Raw genomic sequence first — 13,779 nt, 5'->3', positions numbered from 1 at the left:
GGCAGGAGTGCCGTGCGCGGCTGCCATAATGAATAGTTTCATGTTTGCTCCTCCCTTGACTAAACGAAAATCGGAGCCGTTCCTGAGACGACGCCGATGGGCTAAGCGGATTGCGGATTCGTCTCCTTCGCCTCCCGAAGGAGCACAGACATGTCGGGGATGCCGTCGGTGGCCGTCGCACCCGCGAGGCAATGCGCAGCCGCAGCATGGGCGACGGCGCAAATATGCTCGACCGACCAGTTCTCATGCAGGCCGTAGAGCACGGCGGCACAGAAGGCGTCTCCTGCGCCGACCGTACTGACGATGTCATCGGGATCGACGGGTCGTGAACGCGTCATGATCGGGGAAGCGCCTGATGCAAACCAGAAGCAGATTTCCGGTGCATGGATGATCGCGCCTTTGGTGACGCCTGCGGCAAGCAGGCGCTCGCCCGCTTCCAAAAGCCCCGCCTCGATCAAATCTCCCTTCGCATCGCGAACGATAACGCCGGTTGCCCGACCCGCCTCCATCTCGTTGATGATCAGGAAATCGCAGAAGGGCAGAGCGACGCCGACCTTGGCCGCAAATTCCGGGTCTTCGCTCGATACGAAATCCACGCAGGTCGTCAGCCCCGCGCGGCGCGCGGCTTCCAGCAGGCGCGACGCTCCCGAACGGCCGTCAGGGTCAATCCGGTCGAGACCCGGCAACAGCATGAGGTAACCGAGATAGAAGAGCCGATAGCCGGCCTTGGCGAAGGCGGCGGGTGAGACAAGCTCATCCGTGACGGCATCGTTGGCGCCGCCATGATAGAAGAAGGTGCGGTTCTGGCCGGGCACATTCATGACATGCGTATGCGCCGTCACCCGGTCGGCAAGCGCCGTCAGCCCACCGACATCGACGCCGGCAAGCGCAAGGCGGGCCTTGACGATTTCTCCGTCCTGATCAGCGCCGATGCATCCCGCCGCCGCCAGCTTTCCCGGAAATCCGAGCGAGGCCAGATCGGTGACGACATTGGCGGCACCACCCCCCACGCCGAGATCCTGGTGGAGGATATGCGCGAGATTGCCCTGTTCGGGCCAATAGGACAGGGTGTGGACGCGATCGACGATGAAGTTTCCCGCGCAGACGATGCCGCCCTGCTTCTGACTGTCGCGATCGTGAACCTCCTCCCCGACCCGCATCAACTGCCTCCTTCGTTCCAGAGCGGTCTCAGCGGCGGCTCATCTTCCTCGATCGCGGCAAAGCGCCCGATCGGCTCCAGAAAGAAATTATCGCTGTTGTCGTCGTTGACCTGGCTGACCTCGCCGACAAGGACAGGTCCGCCCCCTTTCCTGCCGTAAAAGCGATGATAAAGCCCGGTGCGGATCGTCACGCTCTGGCCAGGCCGGAGAACCAGCGGCTCCCATGCAGCGAGCCGGTGCGGCAGCCCGTCTACCGGAACCGTCACATCATCCTTTAGCACATTGCCATCAGCATCGGTTGCGGCGAATTCGATGATGAGATCGCCACCGGCGCGATTGATGATGTCTTCCATCTTCGCCGCATGACGGTGTGTCGGCGTGAGCTGCCCTTCCCCAACGAAGAGCAGCTTTTCGGCATAGGTCCGTTCACCCCTGATATCAACGATGCCATTGCGCAGGCAAAACAGCACGAGGCCGCATTCGGCAAACCGGTTCGAGCCGAAATCGGTGACATCCCAACCTAGCTGATGGGTGCGCAAGTAGGCTGAAGCCTCGGGATAAGCGGCAAAATCCGCCGCCGTCCAATACCCCCATGCCGGCAGCGACCAGTGCCAACGCTCGAGAGTCTCGGTTGCCCGCAGCAACGCGGCGTTGATCGCAGAGCGCTGCATCAGACGGATGCCCCGTCATACGCGACCGGTACCACGACGTCCTCGCGGCCGGATGTGAGGGCTGCCGTCAGGACCGCATGATGCGCCTGCGCTTCCGCCGGGGTCGCGCAGCCGAAACCGTTGGCATTGCCGCCGGCAAGCTCATCGACGAAGGCCGCCCACATCTGCTGTATGGCGTCGGCAAAACCGAATTCGAAGATCTTGCCTGTAATGGCTGGAAACAGCGAGCCATAGCCGAGATCCTCGGTGCTCCAGGCCTGGGCACCGCCATTATAGTCCATCCATTGCCACTGGCGCGGCGACTTCGTGCTGAAGAATGCGCTTTTCTTCATGCCGAGAACCCTGATGTACCAGGTGTTGGATTCGCCGGGCGCGATGCGCCAGGTTTTCAGCACCATCGGGAAATCCTGATCGCCGGTGCGCACGCGGCTGCTGATCGTGGCATTGTCCCAGGTGGTGCAGGGCAGAATGCCGCCCTTGCCGTCGGGGCGTTCGGTGACCTTTTTGACCAAATGCGCATGCAGGGTCGTCGGGCGCCAGCCGAGACGCAGCGGCACGTGCAGCACATGCATACCGAGATCACCCATGCAGCCATAGTCGCCATTGATCTCGGCCATGCGCTTCCAGTTGATCGGCTTCTGCCGGTCGATATCCGAAGAGTGCAGGAAACCCGCCTCGACTTCGATTATATCCCCCATCTCGCCGCTTTTTGCGAGCGCGATGACCTTCTGTGCGCCGGGAAAGAACGGCATTTCCGACGAGCAGCGGACCAGGAGTTCGGGATGCTCGGCAAGAACCGCCATGATCTCCCGGTTCTGAGCGGCGTCCATGCCGAAGGGCTTTTCGCCGAGAAGATGTTTTCCGGCCTTCAGGACGTCGATGTAGAATTGCTGGTGCAGCACATGCGGGACTGCGCAATAGACCGCATCGACCTCAGGATTGGCCAGAAGCTCCTTATAGTCGGCGGTGAACTGCCGAACAGTCGGCACATGATCCCTGAACCAGTCGAGCAGCGTCGCGTTGGTATCACAGACGGCGACGATTTCCGGTCGCGCCTTCACATCGGCCAGATGCAGCCAGCGCGCCGCGGCGCTCGCGAACTCGCGTCCCATCAGACCGCAGCCGATGACGCCGAAACGGAATATTTTCGTCATGACATGTCCTCCCAGACGCGCGTCAGCCAATATGCAGCGAGGCTTGCTCGACGGAAGCCTTGTCATGGACGATCGCCATCAAGGCCCGCGTCATGCCGCCGGGATTGTGATGCTGGATGACGTTGCGGCCATAGACGATGCCACGCGCGCCCTGCTCCATCAACTGCTTGGTGCGGATCAGGATTTCCTGATCCGAAACGCGGCCGCCGCCGCGCACCAACACAGGCAGGCCCTGGGCGATCTCGACCACGCGATGATATTCCTCGACATTGTCGCACGGGTCGGCCTTGATGATATCGGCGCCGAGTTCAGCCGCCTGGCGCACAAGCGGCAGGATCTTGTCGATCGCGCCATCGACCATGTAGGCGCCCTTGGAATTGTCCTGCATGACAAGCGGTTCGACCATCAGCGGCATGCCGTAGATTTCGCATTCGCGCTTCAGGCTGTTCACATTGCGCACGCAGGCGCGGTAGACTTCCGGCTGGTCCGGCAGCATCAAAAGATTGACGACGACACAGGCAGCATCCAATGCAACGCCCTGTTCCACCGCCCTGTCGATCACTTCGGAAAACAGCTGAGACGGCAGGGGATTGCCATAGATGTTGGCGATGTCGGTGCGCAGCACCAGCGCCGGGCGATGCTTGCCGGGAATAGCCTGCAGAAATGGTGCGGTCCCCGGCGGCAGCTGAATGGCATCCGGTGCCGCGTCCGCGATCACCTCGATGGCCGTCTTCATATTCTCGATGCCGGAAAGGAAGGTCCGTTCATTGAACATGCCGTGATCGATAGCAACGTCAAAACAATTTCCAGACACGCCGAAAAGTCGGTTCAACCGCGCGGATTTCATCAGCTTCCTCCCAATATGGCAACGTTTCCACATCTGGATAAACGCAGAAGGAATGCGAGTCAATATAATGTGGTAACGTTTCCATACTGGTTTCCAGGTGTGGACGAGGTGCTGCTCGCACCTCGTCCAGGAAGGACTACCAGCAGGTAAAACCTGCATCGACGTTGACGATCGCCCCGGTCATCAGGCTGGCGGCACCTGATGCGAGGAAGAGGACCGTGCTGGCAACCTCTTCCGGCGTTCCCATCCTGCCCATCGGCGTGTCGGCGAGCCAGAGCGGAATGCGCTCGCGATTGGCTTCGACGGCGACCACCATCGGTGTCTCGATATAGGTGGGCGCGACGGCATTTACCCTGATGCCGTGATGCGCCCACTCGGCGGCCAAGGAGCGCGTGAGGTGATGGACGGCCGCCTTGGAGACGTTATAGGCCGTCTGAGGCTGGGGCCGGTTGCAGATGTGCCCCGACATCGAGCCGAGGTTGACGATGGCGCCCCGTTTCATCGCAATCATGGGACGACCGAAGGCGCGCGAGCACCAGAAGACGCCATTGAGATTGACGTCCATCATGCGCAGCCAATCCGCGTCGGTGAGATCCTGCGCCGGAACGCCGCTCTGGCCGATGCCGGCATTGTTGACGAGGATCGTCGCCGGTCGCCCGCCATCGGCAAGCTCAGCCGCGATCGCGTCCATTCGGGCTGCGTCGGTGACGTCGCCGACCCGGACTTCGACGTCATAGCCTCCGTCGCGCAGCGCAAGCGCTTGCCCAGCGTCGGCCTCGCTGCGTTCGATGACGACGACGGCGGCGCCCGCCTCCGCCAGCGCCTCGGTGCAGCAGAGACCGATCGCACGCCCTCCGCCTGTGACCACCGCACGTTCGCCGTCGAGGCGAAATTTCTGCTGGTAGCTCATCTCACGTCTCCTCAAATGTCAAAGGCGCTCGGAAGCACGACGATATCGCGGATGGTGACGTTGCGCGGACGGGTCAGCATGAAGATGATCGCGTCGGCGACTTCCTTGGGCTCGATCAAGGCTCCGGCCTCCTTGGCCTTGCGTAGGTTTTCCTCCGGCCAATCCGCGAGCAAAGCGCTGATCACCGGTCCCGGAGAAACCGACCCCACACGAATGCCACTTTTCAAAAGCTGGCGTCGCATCGTCTGGACGAAGCAGGTCATCGCCCACTTCGACGACGAATAGACCGGTTCCCATGGAATCGCCGAATGTCCAGCGACGGAGCTGGTGACGACAATGTCGCCAGTGCCACGTTCGATCATGTGCGGAATGACATTTCGAACGTTCTTGATGACGACATTGACGTTGAGATTGAGCATCCGATCGATGGTATCGAGGTCGGTTTCCATCAGGTCGCCGCCGATATAGGTGCCTGCATTGGCATGCAGGATGTCGAGTTTACCCGCCTTCGACAGAATGCCCTCGAGCAGTCCCGCACACTCGCCCGGATCCAGCAAGTTGATCTTGAGCGGAATAGCGCGCTCGCCAAGCCGGGCGCAAACTGTCTCAAGGGCCCTCTCATCGCGGTCCACCAGCACGACCGTCGCGCCAGCGGCAAGCATTGCCTCCGTCGAAGCGAGTCCTATTCCGGATGCAGCACCCGTGACCGCCGCGATCTTGCCATTCAATTCCGTCATCGATTTTTCCTCCTGTCTTGATGCTGATTGCTAATTCTTCCCGACGCCGCAGGCGGCGTGATAGTCCGCAAGACTCTTCGTCACTCTCCAGATCAAAACCTGTTCCGGATCGAGCGGCGCATCTGCGAAGTCCTGAGCGGCCGGCATATGCTGCCAAAGCAATGGCAGCGGTACGGCCTGCCCTCGAAGGGCTTCGCACAGGCGCCGGACGGCCTCTTGCGCTTCAGCCGACGCCCAATAATAACGGATGCGGTCAGACAGCGAATAGTGCCGCAGCCAGCGCATCTCGGCGTTCGTCCCGTGGTAGTGGCGGCTCCAATTGCCGGGCTGATCGAGCATCAGCGCTTCCATCACGGCATAGAGCGGACGCTGGCCGTAATCGGGCAAGAGGTCCGAAGCGATCGCATCCAGCGCGTAGAGCGCCTCGCGCAGGACGAAGGTCAGCTCGGGACCAACCTTCAGAATGGGAAAGCCGTCCTCCACCAGCGCGGTCAACGGCCGGGTTCCCTGATAGTCCGTCGAATGCGCCTCGAAGACGAACTGCGGCTCCTCGGTGAGCACCGATTTCAGCGCGTCTATCTTGCTCCGGTCGTACAGGATGACATTCTGATTGCCGAACTCGACGCCCGGCTGAACGACCAGACCGATCGCCCGTCCAAACGCTTGCCCGAGTCCGGCCTCTGTAAAGATCCGGCGGTGGACTTCGATCGTCTCCAGCGCCGCTGCGGCAGCTGTCGGTTCGATGGTTGTCAGGGCATGATCGGCCCCGCCTGGCGGCGGCACTTCGGTGCCGATGACGTAAACCGGCAATGCGCCGCCGGTCTTCTTTGCCGAGGCCTCGGCGACCGCCGCAAGCCGAGCGGCGCGATAGGCTGTGGTTTCGTCGTCGAGCGCCACCGGCTCGCCCTTGCAGCCCATCGAGGCATCGAGGTGAATCTTGCGGAATCCGGCGTCGACATAGGCGGCAACCATCTTCTCCGCCTCGGCCATCGCCTCTTCCGCCGGGCGGTCGCGCCAGGGATTGGGGCCGAGATGATCACCGCCGAGAACGATGAGTTTTTCGGGGCACCCTTCCTCGACTGCTATTTTGCCGACGAGAGATGCGAAGTCGCTTGGCGTCATTCCGGTGTAGCCGCCGCGGTGATTGACCTGGTTGCAGGTGGCTTCGATCAGGACGGTGCTTGCCTGTTGCCGCCCGTGTCGGAGTGCAGCGCGAAGTACGATCGGATGGGCCGAGCAGACGGAGGTCACGCCTCTCGGGTGGCCTTCGATCCGCACCCTTGCCAGATCGTTGAGATGCACCTGCATCACGGGCGCCTTTCGGTTGAAGCGATGAACGCATCGAGTTCCTGGTGAGTGCCGGCACCTTCCATCGGCCCGAGGACCGTCACGTTGCGGGCGCCGGCGGCCGAACCATAGGTCAGAGCTTGTTGCGGAGACATTCCGAGCCGCCGGCAGGTGAGGTAGGCCCCGCCGAAGCAGTCGCCGGCGCCCGTGGGGTCGACCTCCTGAACGACGAATGCCGGGGCGTCGATGCGGTCTCCTTGCCAGCCGAAATAGGTCGCGCCGTCGGCTCCGCGCTTCAGCACGATCTCCTTGACGCCCATCTCGAACAAGCGGCGGATAGCTTCTGCCTCGCCTTCGACACCTGCGGCACGCTCAAGCTCTTCTCCGGACGGCAGAAGCAGATCGGCGGCAGCGACAAGCTTGGAAAAGCGACGCTCGGTCTGCTCGTCCAGCTTCAATTCCTTGCGAATGTTCGGATCCACCGAGAGCGTTCCCCCGCGTGCCTTGACGATGTCAACCGCCTTGTCGATCACCGCGCGCGCGCTGGGGACCGACAGAGCCGAGCCCATCACGTGAAGATGCCCGCTCCGATTGAGGAGAGCGCCGACCGCTTGAGACCAGCCGAAGCGCGCAGCTGCCGATGTGGCGATGTTGTAGACGAAATCGCGGGAGCCATCCTTGCGATAGCGGACAAAAGCGCTTCCCGTGGGATAGTCCGGATCGATCGAGATCGTCGAAACATCGACGCCGTCGCGTTTGAGGCGATCGGTATTGACACGACCGAAATCGTCATCGCCGACGGCGCCAACCATTGCGGCCTTTCCACCCAGTCGGCCGCATTGCGAGATGAAGATCGCCGGCGCTCCGCTCGCAAACGGACCAACAAGCGGCTGGGCTTCAAGAAACCCGTCTCCGACCGTCGTGGCGACGATCTCGACGAGGATCTCCCCTACGCAAACCGTGGGACCAAGCTGGTCCGGAGCCAGTACTGAGGTCATTTACAATCCTGCTTTCGATCGTTCTTGTCGTCAACTCGTCGCCGCCTGGACCGGCGCACCATCCTCGCTGCCGAACTCTTCGCTCTCCAGGGACAGAAAGCGCTGGTGCAACATGCATGCCGCCCCGAAGGCGGAGCCGAACTCCGCATCATCGTCCACGACAATCTCCGGCATGGGGAAAGGTATATTCTGGCCCTCCGACATGTGAACCGCCACGCGGGCGGCCACCATCGGGTAGAGAGACGCCACGGAGCCACCCAGCACGATCCTGTCCGGGTCGAGCAGACGACAGGCCTGCAGCAATGCATATGCGAGATGGCGCGACCAGGTTTCGGCGATATTCACCGCGGCCGGGACACGGTCATGAACGTCGCCAAGGAATTCCTGCAGATCGACGTGCTTACGTCCAATAGCCTCGCGATACTGCCTGATCAGCACTTCGCGACCGATCAGCTGTTCAAACTTCTGACCGCCGCTTCCCGGCACCAGGGTGTGGCCGATTTCGCCCGCCAGGCCGTGGCCGCCCCGGAACAGCTTGCCATCGATCATGATGCCGCCGCCGACGCCGGTTTCCATCAGCAGGAACAGGGTCACGCCTGCGGCGCCGTGACGATAGCTGTCGCCGATCGCAAACGCGTTGGCGTCGTTTTCAACCGCGATCGGGACGGCGGCCGGGAATGCGGCCAGGAAGGCGGTTTGACCAATCTCTTTCAACGACACGTCTCGCCAGCCGATGATGGGCGCGAGGGTGACAATTCCGTCCGGCCGGATGTGGGCCGGCGCCGATATGCCGAGACCCTTGCACCGTCCGATCATCCCCTTCGCCATCGCACTGACAATCAGCTCGACGCCCTGCGCCACGGCCTCCTCCACGGTAGAAGACGGTGTGTCGAACGCCATTTTCCGACATGCCCGGACTTCGGCGGAGAGATCGACAACTGCAGCCGATATATGCTCGACGCCAATCTCGATCCCGACGAAGAATGCGGCATCGGGAACCAGTTCGAGCATGATGCCGGGACGACCGGCACGGGAAGGCTCCAAACGCTGCTTGCCACTCTCGTCCGACTCCCGAACGAACCCGCCTTCCGTCAGTTCGGCTACGATCTCTCCCGAGGACGAGCGATTCATCCCGAGCTTCCGGGCGAGATCCGCCCGGCTGAGGCTTCGGTGGGCATAGATCGTCTGCAAGGCGGCGACGATATTGTTCTGTCGGATCCTGCGCGGCGAACTTCCGATGGAGACGGTGTCGTTCATATTTCAATTCCCTTCAGTCGGCCCAACCCTTACACGACTGGAACAGGCTGTCAGAAGGATAATCAGGGCCGCGCGTTTGTGGCGCGGCGGCGCTTGGCCTCGTCATATTTCAACTCGATGTAGCGCTTCGCGTGCGCCGCAAGCGGATCATTCTCCTCCCAGGTGTCGCGCCAGATCGCGCAGGCAAGCGACAGGCCTTCGTCGACGACCGTCGTCGAGAAGCTCTCGAACACGATGTCGCGCTTGTAGTCGATGTCGAGCAGAGCGTCGAAGATCAGATCGAAGTTGATGACGCCGTCGCCGAGATAGCCGCGGTTGCTCTCGCCGATGTGGAAGTAGCCGATCTTGTCGCCGGCGAGGCGGATCGCCGCGGCCGGATTGGCTTCCTCGATGTTCATATGGAACGTGTCGAGGTGGAGTCGAACATGCTCGGACCCCGTCTCGGCGATGAACTTCAGCCCCTGCGCCGTGGTATTCAGCAGGTTCGTCTCGAACCGGTTGACAACCTCCAGCACGAGATCGACGTTCGCCTGCCTGGCGACTTCGCCGGTCGCGGCGATCGCAGCGACGCTGTTGTCCCAGCCCTTCTTCGTCGGCTGGCGATTGTACTTGGTGTGCGCGGAATAGAGAATCCCGCCCAGCTTGTTGCCGCCGATATCACGGACCGCACGAACGGCGTCGGCCAGCGTCTGCTTGCCGGCGGACACCGCAGACATGTCCTCGCTCGATACGTCCTTGTCGAGCGGCAGACCCATCGTCACGCCAATCTCCACGTCAAGCGACTGCGCAAGCTTTGCCAGTCGATCGAGATTGAATTTCTCGGGGCGCAGATAGGCAAATTCGATGGTGCGATATCCGTGTTCGGCCGTCTTGTTGAGGGCCATTTCCAGCCCTTCCTGCGTTTGGCCACCTGTCCATACAAATGAATGGATACCCAATCGACGCATGGTCTTTTCCTCCAAAAAATGCCTTTGGTTGCGCACAGTGCTATGCCATTTAGTTTGGCAAGACAACAAATAATTTTAGCTGTAATTTTTTTGCTGCTTTGCAAAATTACCTTGCAATGCAATATTTTACACTTCTCGCCGCTTCATTTTGCCCTTTGCCGGAAATTAGTTTCTGCAAAAATCAAAGGGATAGATCAACGATTTGCATGTTTAGACAACAAATGTTGCACCAGTGGTTTTTTTGGCCTACACAAAAGGCCGGCGAAATGATCTCGCTGCACTTTGGGAGGATTGAAAATGAATTATGCTTTGAAGGCTAGCGCGCTTGCGCTGACGCTCAGCCTCGCCACTACCGCGTCACCGGCCTGGGCTGACTTCTGGTCCGACGCCGGCGCCAAATTCAAGGGCGTGACACTGCACGGCGTCACCGAAAGCACCCCGCCATCGAACTACATCAGGAACGTGCTCGCTCCGGAATTCGAAAAGAAGACCGGCATCAAGGTCGACATCGAGACGACGTCCTGGGATCAGATGTACGACAAGGCCATCAAGGATATGGAAGCCAAGACCGGCATCTATGACATGGTCTACATCGAGCAGGACATCATCTACTCCTATCTGGCCAGGAATTTCCTCGTCGACATCACGAAGACACTGAAAGACCAGCCGGATCTGAAGGCGCCGACCTACGACGACGCCAACTTCACCAGCTTTGCCGACTACTTCAAGGATGCGAGCGGCGATCTCTTCGGCGTTCCGATGGAAGCCTTCCTGAAGGCGTATCTCTATCGCAAGGACCTCTTCGACGATCCGAAGATCAAGGAAGCCTTCAAGAAGGAAACCGGCAAGGACCTGAAGCCGGCGACCACACACGCGGAATATACCGAGATCGCCGACTTCTTCACGAAGTACGGCAAGGACAACGGCATGGAGCTCTGGGGCACGACCGCTCAGGCACATACAGGCCATCCGGCGTCCTGGTATGAATTCTTCGAGTCCATCGCGCCGACCTTCGGCGTCTACAATTGGGGCATCGACGCCAAGAACAACTATGCAGCGACTGTCGAACATGGCGGCGCGATGAACGGCGACAAGGCGAAGGCCGCGTTGAAGTATTGGCTGCACCTGCGCGACATCGCTCCTCCGGAATCGACGCAGTCAACCTGGACGGAAACCGCAACGACCTTCGCCGCTGGCCGCGTCGCCCAGGGACTGATCTACGGTGAGAACGCCGCATGGATCGCAAGCGATCCGGCGCAGTCGAAGGTGGTCGGCCAGGTCGGTTTCGCCCTGCCGCCGCTCGAGCCGGGCGTGCTGGACGACGCGAAAGCAGGAAAGGGCTATATCGGCTACTACGATGGCGGTGCCTTCGGCGTGCCGGTCACGTCCAAGAACAAGGAAGCGTCGCTGCTGTTCCTCGAATTCATCGGTCAGAACGAAGTGCAGCCCGATTGGGCCATCGCCGCACCGCGCATCACCAATACGGCGACGTTCGACGATCCGAAGGTGAAGGAAATGGACGTCAAGCTCGGCGGCTTCTACACGATGCTGAAGGACGATGGCAAGCTCTTCGCCGGCGCTCCTCCCTATCCCTTCCATGCTCAGGTACGTGAAGCGACTGCTCCTATCTTCTACGACATCCTGACCGGCAAGATCGGTCCGGATGAAGGCCTCGACCAGATGGCGGCCAAGGCCGAAGAGGAGCTCACCTCGCTCGGCTATCGCAAATAAAACATCCTCCCCAACTGACGGGTCGTTCCGGCGACCCGTCATCTTTCGCTCCCTGATGGAGCGGACGTCCACATAACGTTCAATGGGGGATAGGCGATGCATTCGCAGAAGCTCGGGTGGCTGTTGCTGTCACCGACCATAGTGATCCTCGGACTGTTCGGGATCTTTCCTTTCATCTACGTCCTCTGGGTCTCTTTCCATTCATGGAACCCGTTCGCGGCCAATCCGGGCATGATCTTCAACTGGGCTGAGAACTATCGGCGGCTCGTCTTCGACCCGCAGTTCCTGGCATCGCTCGGCATAACCCTGGCATTCGTCTTCTTCGCGGTCGTGTCGGAGCTGGTCCTCGGCTACATCCTCGCCCAGGCGCTGCTCAAGGACTTTCCCGGAAAAGCGGTGTTTCGCACGATCCATACGCTGCCGCTGATCATGGCGCCGATCATCGTCGGCTCCGTCTGGAAGCTGATGACCACGCCGTCGATCGGCATCATTCCCTATCTCCTGAGGAGCTGGTTCGGCTACGATCTGAATATCGGCCAGAGCGCCGTCGCGGCCTTCACCGTCACTGTCATCATGGACATCTGGCACTGGACGCCGCTCGTCACCCTCTCGCTGATCGCCGCACTCGTCTCGCTTCCATCAGACCCCTTCGAGCAGGCGCAGATCGACGGCGCCGGCAAAAGCCAGATCTTCTGGCACATCACGCTTCCCCTGATCCGCCCGGCCCTGCTCGCCACGGTGTTCATCCGGCTGATGGACGCGCTGCGCACCGTCGACGAAGTCCTGATGCTGACCGGCGGCGGTCCGGGTTCTTCGACGCGCTACATCGGCGTCCATATCTTCAGGGAAGTTTTTCCCAAGACGAATTACGGCTACGGTTCGGCGATCTCCGTCATCGTCCTCTATCTCACCATCGTCGTCTGCTGGCTGCTCTATGTCGGCCTGATTGCGCCCCGCGTGAAGAGAGGTTGAAGCGATGAAGAAGACCCGTTTTCCCTTGCTTCCGGTCGTCCTGTGGACCTTGATAAGCCTCGCGACCCTTTTCCCGATCTACTGGCTCTTCGTCATATCGGTGAAACAGCCCTTCGACCTGTTCTCGACGCCCGATGTCATTCTCCGGAGCTTCTTCTGGAAGAACTACCAGGACGTGCTGACCAATCCGACCTTGCGCGGATACATGCTCAACTCGATGATCATTTCGTCAGGGAACGCGCTGCTCGTCACCACGCTCGGTTTCCTTGCCTGCTACGCCCTGACGCGCTTCGACCTCGCCGGCAAGGAAAGCATCTTCTTCTGGACGATCACCAACCGCATGGCGCCGCCGGCGGTCTTCCTCCTGCCGCTTTTCCTGCTGCTGACGCAGGTCTACAGGATCGGCGACTTCTCGCTCGCCGATTCCAAGCTGGGCATGATCCTCGTCTATTGCTCCTTCAACCTTCCCTTCGCCATCTGGACGCTGCGCCCGACCGTGGAAGGCATTCCGAAGGAATTGGACGAGGCGGCCTATATGGATGGCGCGAGCCCATGGACCGTCCTCTATGATATCATCTTTCCTTTGGCACGGCCCGGACTTGCGGTGACGCTGATCCTAACCTGGGTGTTTGCGTGGAACGAATACCTGCTGGCGGCGACGCTCACCAACTTCCATGCGCGGACACTCACCACCGGCTTGTCTGAATATGTGACGACGACGGGGACGGCCTGGGGCATCATGGCCGCGATTTCAATGCTGACATTGGTTCCAGCGCTCATCGTCTTTTCGGTGGTCCAGCGCCACATCGTCGCCGGCCTGACCTTCGGCGCCGTGAAAGGATGAAACGATGACGTCTCAATCAGGAAATAACGAACCCAAGCCGGGATTTCTACCGATCGAAACGAACTGGTTCGACCGGCTCTTCATCTCGATCGTCATCTGGGTCGCGCTCTCGCTGTTCTGGATGCGGTTCATCGAGCCGTTCGGGCCTTCGGTATGGTTTGCGGCGGCGATCTCGACGGTCCTTGGCGCCTATATCGTCTGGAAGGGATGAGCCGATGAATTCCGTCAACGACATCAAGTCACAAATCGCGCTGCTTTAGGGGG

Annotated in this window: 14 protein-coding genes; 4 read left to right on the top strand and 10 right to left on the bottom strand. The window is 60.6% G+C overall.

Features of this window, described 5'->3' with window-relative positions; all coding sequences use genetic code 11:
• Window positions 1-101: 101 nt before the first annotated feature.
• From A6U98_RS02695 to A6U98_RS02650, 10 genes are all read right to left on the bottom strand, one after another.
• Window positions 102-1,160, bottom strand: coding sequence for a carbohydrate kinase family protein (locus tag A6U98_RS02695; RefSeq protein ID WP_064647837.1), 1,059 nt, complete (start codon window positions 1,158-1,160; stop codon window positions 102-104).
• Window positions 1,160-1,831: a D-lyxose/D-mannose family sugar isomerase gene (locus tag A6U98_RS02690; RefSeq protein WP_064647836.1), complete on the bottom strand. Its 672-nt coding sequence runs from the start codon at window positions 1,829-1,831 to the stop codon at window positions 1,160-1,162. The genes A6U98_RS02695 and A6U98_RS02690 overlap by 1 nt, the downstream gene beginning before the upstream one ends.
• The gene (locus tag A6U98_RS02685; protein WP_064647834.1) at window positions 1,831-2,985 is read right to left on the bottom strand and encodes a Gfo/Idh/MocA family oxidoreductase; all 1,155 of its coding nucleotides are present in this window, start codon (window positions 2,983-2,985) and stop codon (window positions 1,831-1,833) included. Before A6U98_RS02685 ends, A6U98_RS02690 begins: the two co-directional genes overlap by 1 nt.
• 22 nt (window positions 2,986-3,007) lie before the next feature.
• A complete protein-coding gene (locus A6U98_RS02680) occupies window positions 3,008-3,832 on the bottom strand; it encodes an aldolase (RefSeq protein ID WP_064647832.1) in 825 nt (274 codons plus the stop codon).
• 136 nt (window positions 3,833-3,968) lie between these two features.
• Complete coding sequence (locus tag A6U98_RS02675; RefSeq protein WP_064647831.1) at window positions 3,969-4,742, bottom strand: SDR family oxidoreductase; 774 nt, start codon at window positions 4,740-4,742, stop codon at window positions 3,969-3,971.
• Between the two features lie 11 nt (window positions 4,743-4,753).
• A complete protein-coding gene (locus A6U98_RS02670) occupies window positions 4,754-5,479 on the bottom strand; it encodes an SDR family oxidoreductase (protein WP_064647829.1) in 726 nt (241 codons plus the stop codon).
• A gap of 30 nt (window positions 5,480-5,509) precedes the next feature.
• The gene (locus A6U98_RS02665; protein ID WP_064647827.1) at window positions 5,510-6,787 is read right to left on the bottom strand and encodes a D-tagatose-bisphosphate aldolase, class II, non-catalytic subunit; all 1,278 of its coding nucleotides are present in this window, start codon (window positions 6,785-6,787) and stop codon (window positions 5,510-5,512) included.
• Window positions 6,787-7,764 (bottom strand): sugar kinase, encoded by a 978-nt coding sequence (locus tag A6U98_RS02660; protein WP_064647825.1) that lies wholly within the window; start codon window positions 7,762-7,764, stop codon window positions 6,787-6,789. Before A6U98_RS02660 ends, A6U98_RS02665 begins: the two co-directional genes overlap by 1 nt.
• A gap of 30 nt (window positions 7,765-7,794) precedes the next feature.
• A complete protein-coding gene (locus tag A6U98_RS02655; RefSeq protein WP_064647823.1) occupies window positions 7,795-9,021 on the bottom strand; it encodes an ROK family transcriptional regulator in 1,227 nt (408 codons plus the stop codon).
• A 62-nt stretch (window positions 9,022-9,083) separates the two neighbouring features.
• On the bottom strand, window positions 9,084-9,968 hold the full coding sequence (locus A6U98_RS02650; RefSeq protein WP_064647821.1) for a sugar phosphate isomerase/epimerase: 885 nt from the start codon (window positions 9,966-9,968) through the stop codon (window positions 9,084-9,086).
• Between the two features lie 297 nt (window positions 9,969-10,265).
• Here A6U98_RS02650 and A6U98_RS02645 point away from each other — a divergent pair, with 297 nt between their 5' ends.
• The 4 genes from A6U98_RS02645 (at window position 10,266) to A6U98_RS02630 (ending at window position 13,726) form a co-directional block, all read left to right on the top strand.
• Entirely contained in the window at window positions 10,266-11,699 is a 1,434-nt protein-coding gene (locus A6U98_RS02645; RefSeq protein ID WP_064647819.1) for an extracellular solute-binding protein, read from the top strand.
• 96 nt (window positions 11,700-11,795) lie between these two features.
• The gene (locus A6U98_RS02640) at window positions 11,796-12,671 is read left to right on the top strand and encodes a sugar ABC transporter permease (protein WP_017958930.1); all 876 of its coding nucleotides are present in this window, start codon (window positions 11,796-11,798) and stop codon (window positions 12,669-12,671) included.
• A 4-nt stretch (window positions 12,672-12,675) separates the two neighbouring features.
• Complete coding sequence (locus tag A6U98_RS02635) at window positions 12,676-13,515, top strand: carbohydrate ABC transporter permease (RefSeq protein WP_064647817.1); 840 nt, start codon at window positions 12,676-12,678, stop codon at window positions 13,513-13,515.
• 4 nt (window positions 13,516-13,519) lie between these two features.
• Entirely contained in the window at window positions 13,520-13,726 is a 207-nt protein-coding gene (locus tag A6U98_RS02630) for a DUF2160 family membrane protein (protein ID WP_064647816.1), read from the top strand.
• The last annotated feature ends 53 nt before the right edge of the window (window positions 13,727-13,779 follow it).

Source organism: Rhizobium sp. WYCCWR10014, assembly GCF_001657485.1.
Classification (GTDB): domain Bacteria; phylum Pseudomonadota; class Alphaproteobacteria; order Rhizobiales; family Rhizobiaceae; genus Rhizobium.
The sequence above is the reverse complement of the archived record's forward strand: the minus strand, read 5'-3'. Positions and strand labels throughout refer to the sequence as shown.

Excerpts from the sequence above, each read along its gene's own strand:
- A6U98_RS02660 (WP_064647825.1), bottom strand. The coding sequence starts at position 7,764 with ATGACCTCAGTACTGGCTCCGGACCAGCTTGGTCCCACGGTTTGCGTA.
- A6U98_RS02665 (WP_064647827.1), bottom strand. The coding sequence starts at position 6,787 with ATGCAGGTGCATCTCAACGATCTGGCAAGGGTGCGGATCGAAGGCCAC.
- A6U98_RS02695 (WP_064647837.1), bottom strand. The coding sequence starts at position 1,160 with ATGCGGGTCGGGGAGGAGGTTCACGATCGCGACAGTCAGAAGCAGGGC.
- A6U98_RS02655 (WP_064647823.1), bottom strand. The coding sequence starts at position 9,021 with ATGAACGACACCGTCTCCATCGGAAGTTCGCCGCGCAGGATCCGACAG.
- A6U98_RS02675 (WP_064647831.1), bottom strand. The coding sequence starts at position 4,742 with ATGAGCTACCAGCAGAAATTTCGCCTCGACGGCGAACGTGCGGTGGTC.
- A6U98_RS02630 (WP_064647816.1), top strand. The coding sequence starts at position 13,520 with ATGACGTCTCAATCAGGAAATAACGAACCCAAGCCGGGATTTCTACCG.
- A6U98_RS02670 (WP_064647829.1), bottom strand. The coding sequence starts at position 5,479 with ATGACGGAATTGAATGGCAAGATCGCGGCGGTCACGGGTGCTGCATCC.
- A6U98_RS02645 (WP_064647819.1), top strand. The coding sequence starts at position 10,266 with ATGAATTATGCTTTGAAGGCTAGCGCGCTTGCGCTGACGCTCAGCCTC.
- A6U98_RS02650 (WP_064647821.1), bottom strand. The coding sequence starts at position 9,968 with ATGCGTCGATTGGGTATCCATTCATTTGTATGGACAGGTGGCCAAACG.
- A6U98_RS02690 (WP_064647836.1), bottom strand. The coding sequence starts at position 1,831 with ATGCAGCGCTCTGCGATCAACGCCGCGTTGCTGCGGGCAACCGAGACT.
- A6U98_RS02685 (WP_064647834.1), bottom strand. The coding sequence starts at position 2,985 with ATGACGAAAATATTCCGTTTCGGCGTCATCGGCTGCGGTCTGATGGGA.
- A6U98_RS02640 (WP_017958930.1), top strand. The coding sequence starts at position 11,796 with ATGCATTCGCAGAAGCTCGGGTGGCTGTTGCTGTCACCGACCATAGTG.
- A6U98_RS02680 (WP_064647832.1), bottom strand. The coding sequence starts at position 3,832 with ATGAAATCCGCGCGGTTGAACCGACTTTTCGGCGTGTCTGGAAATTGT.
- A6U98_RS02635 (WP_064647817.1), top strand. The coding sequence starts at position 12,676 with ATGAAGAAGACCCGTTTTCCCTTGCTTCCGGTCGTCCTGTGGACCTTG.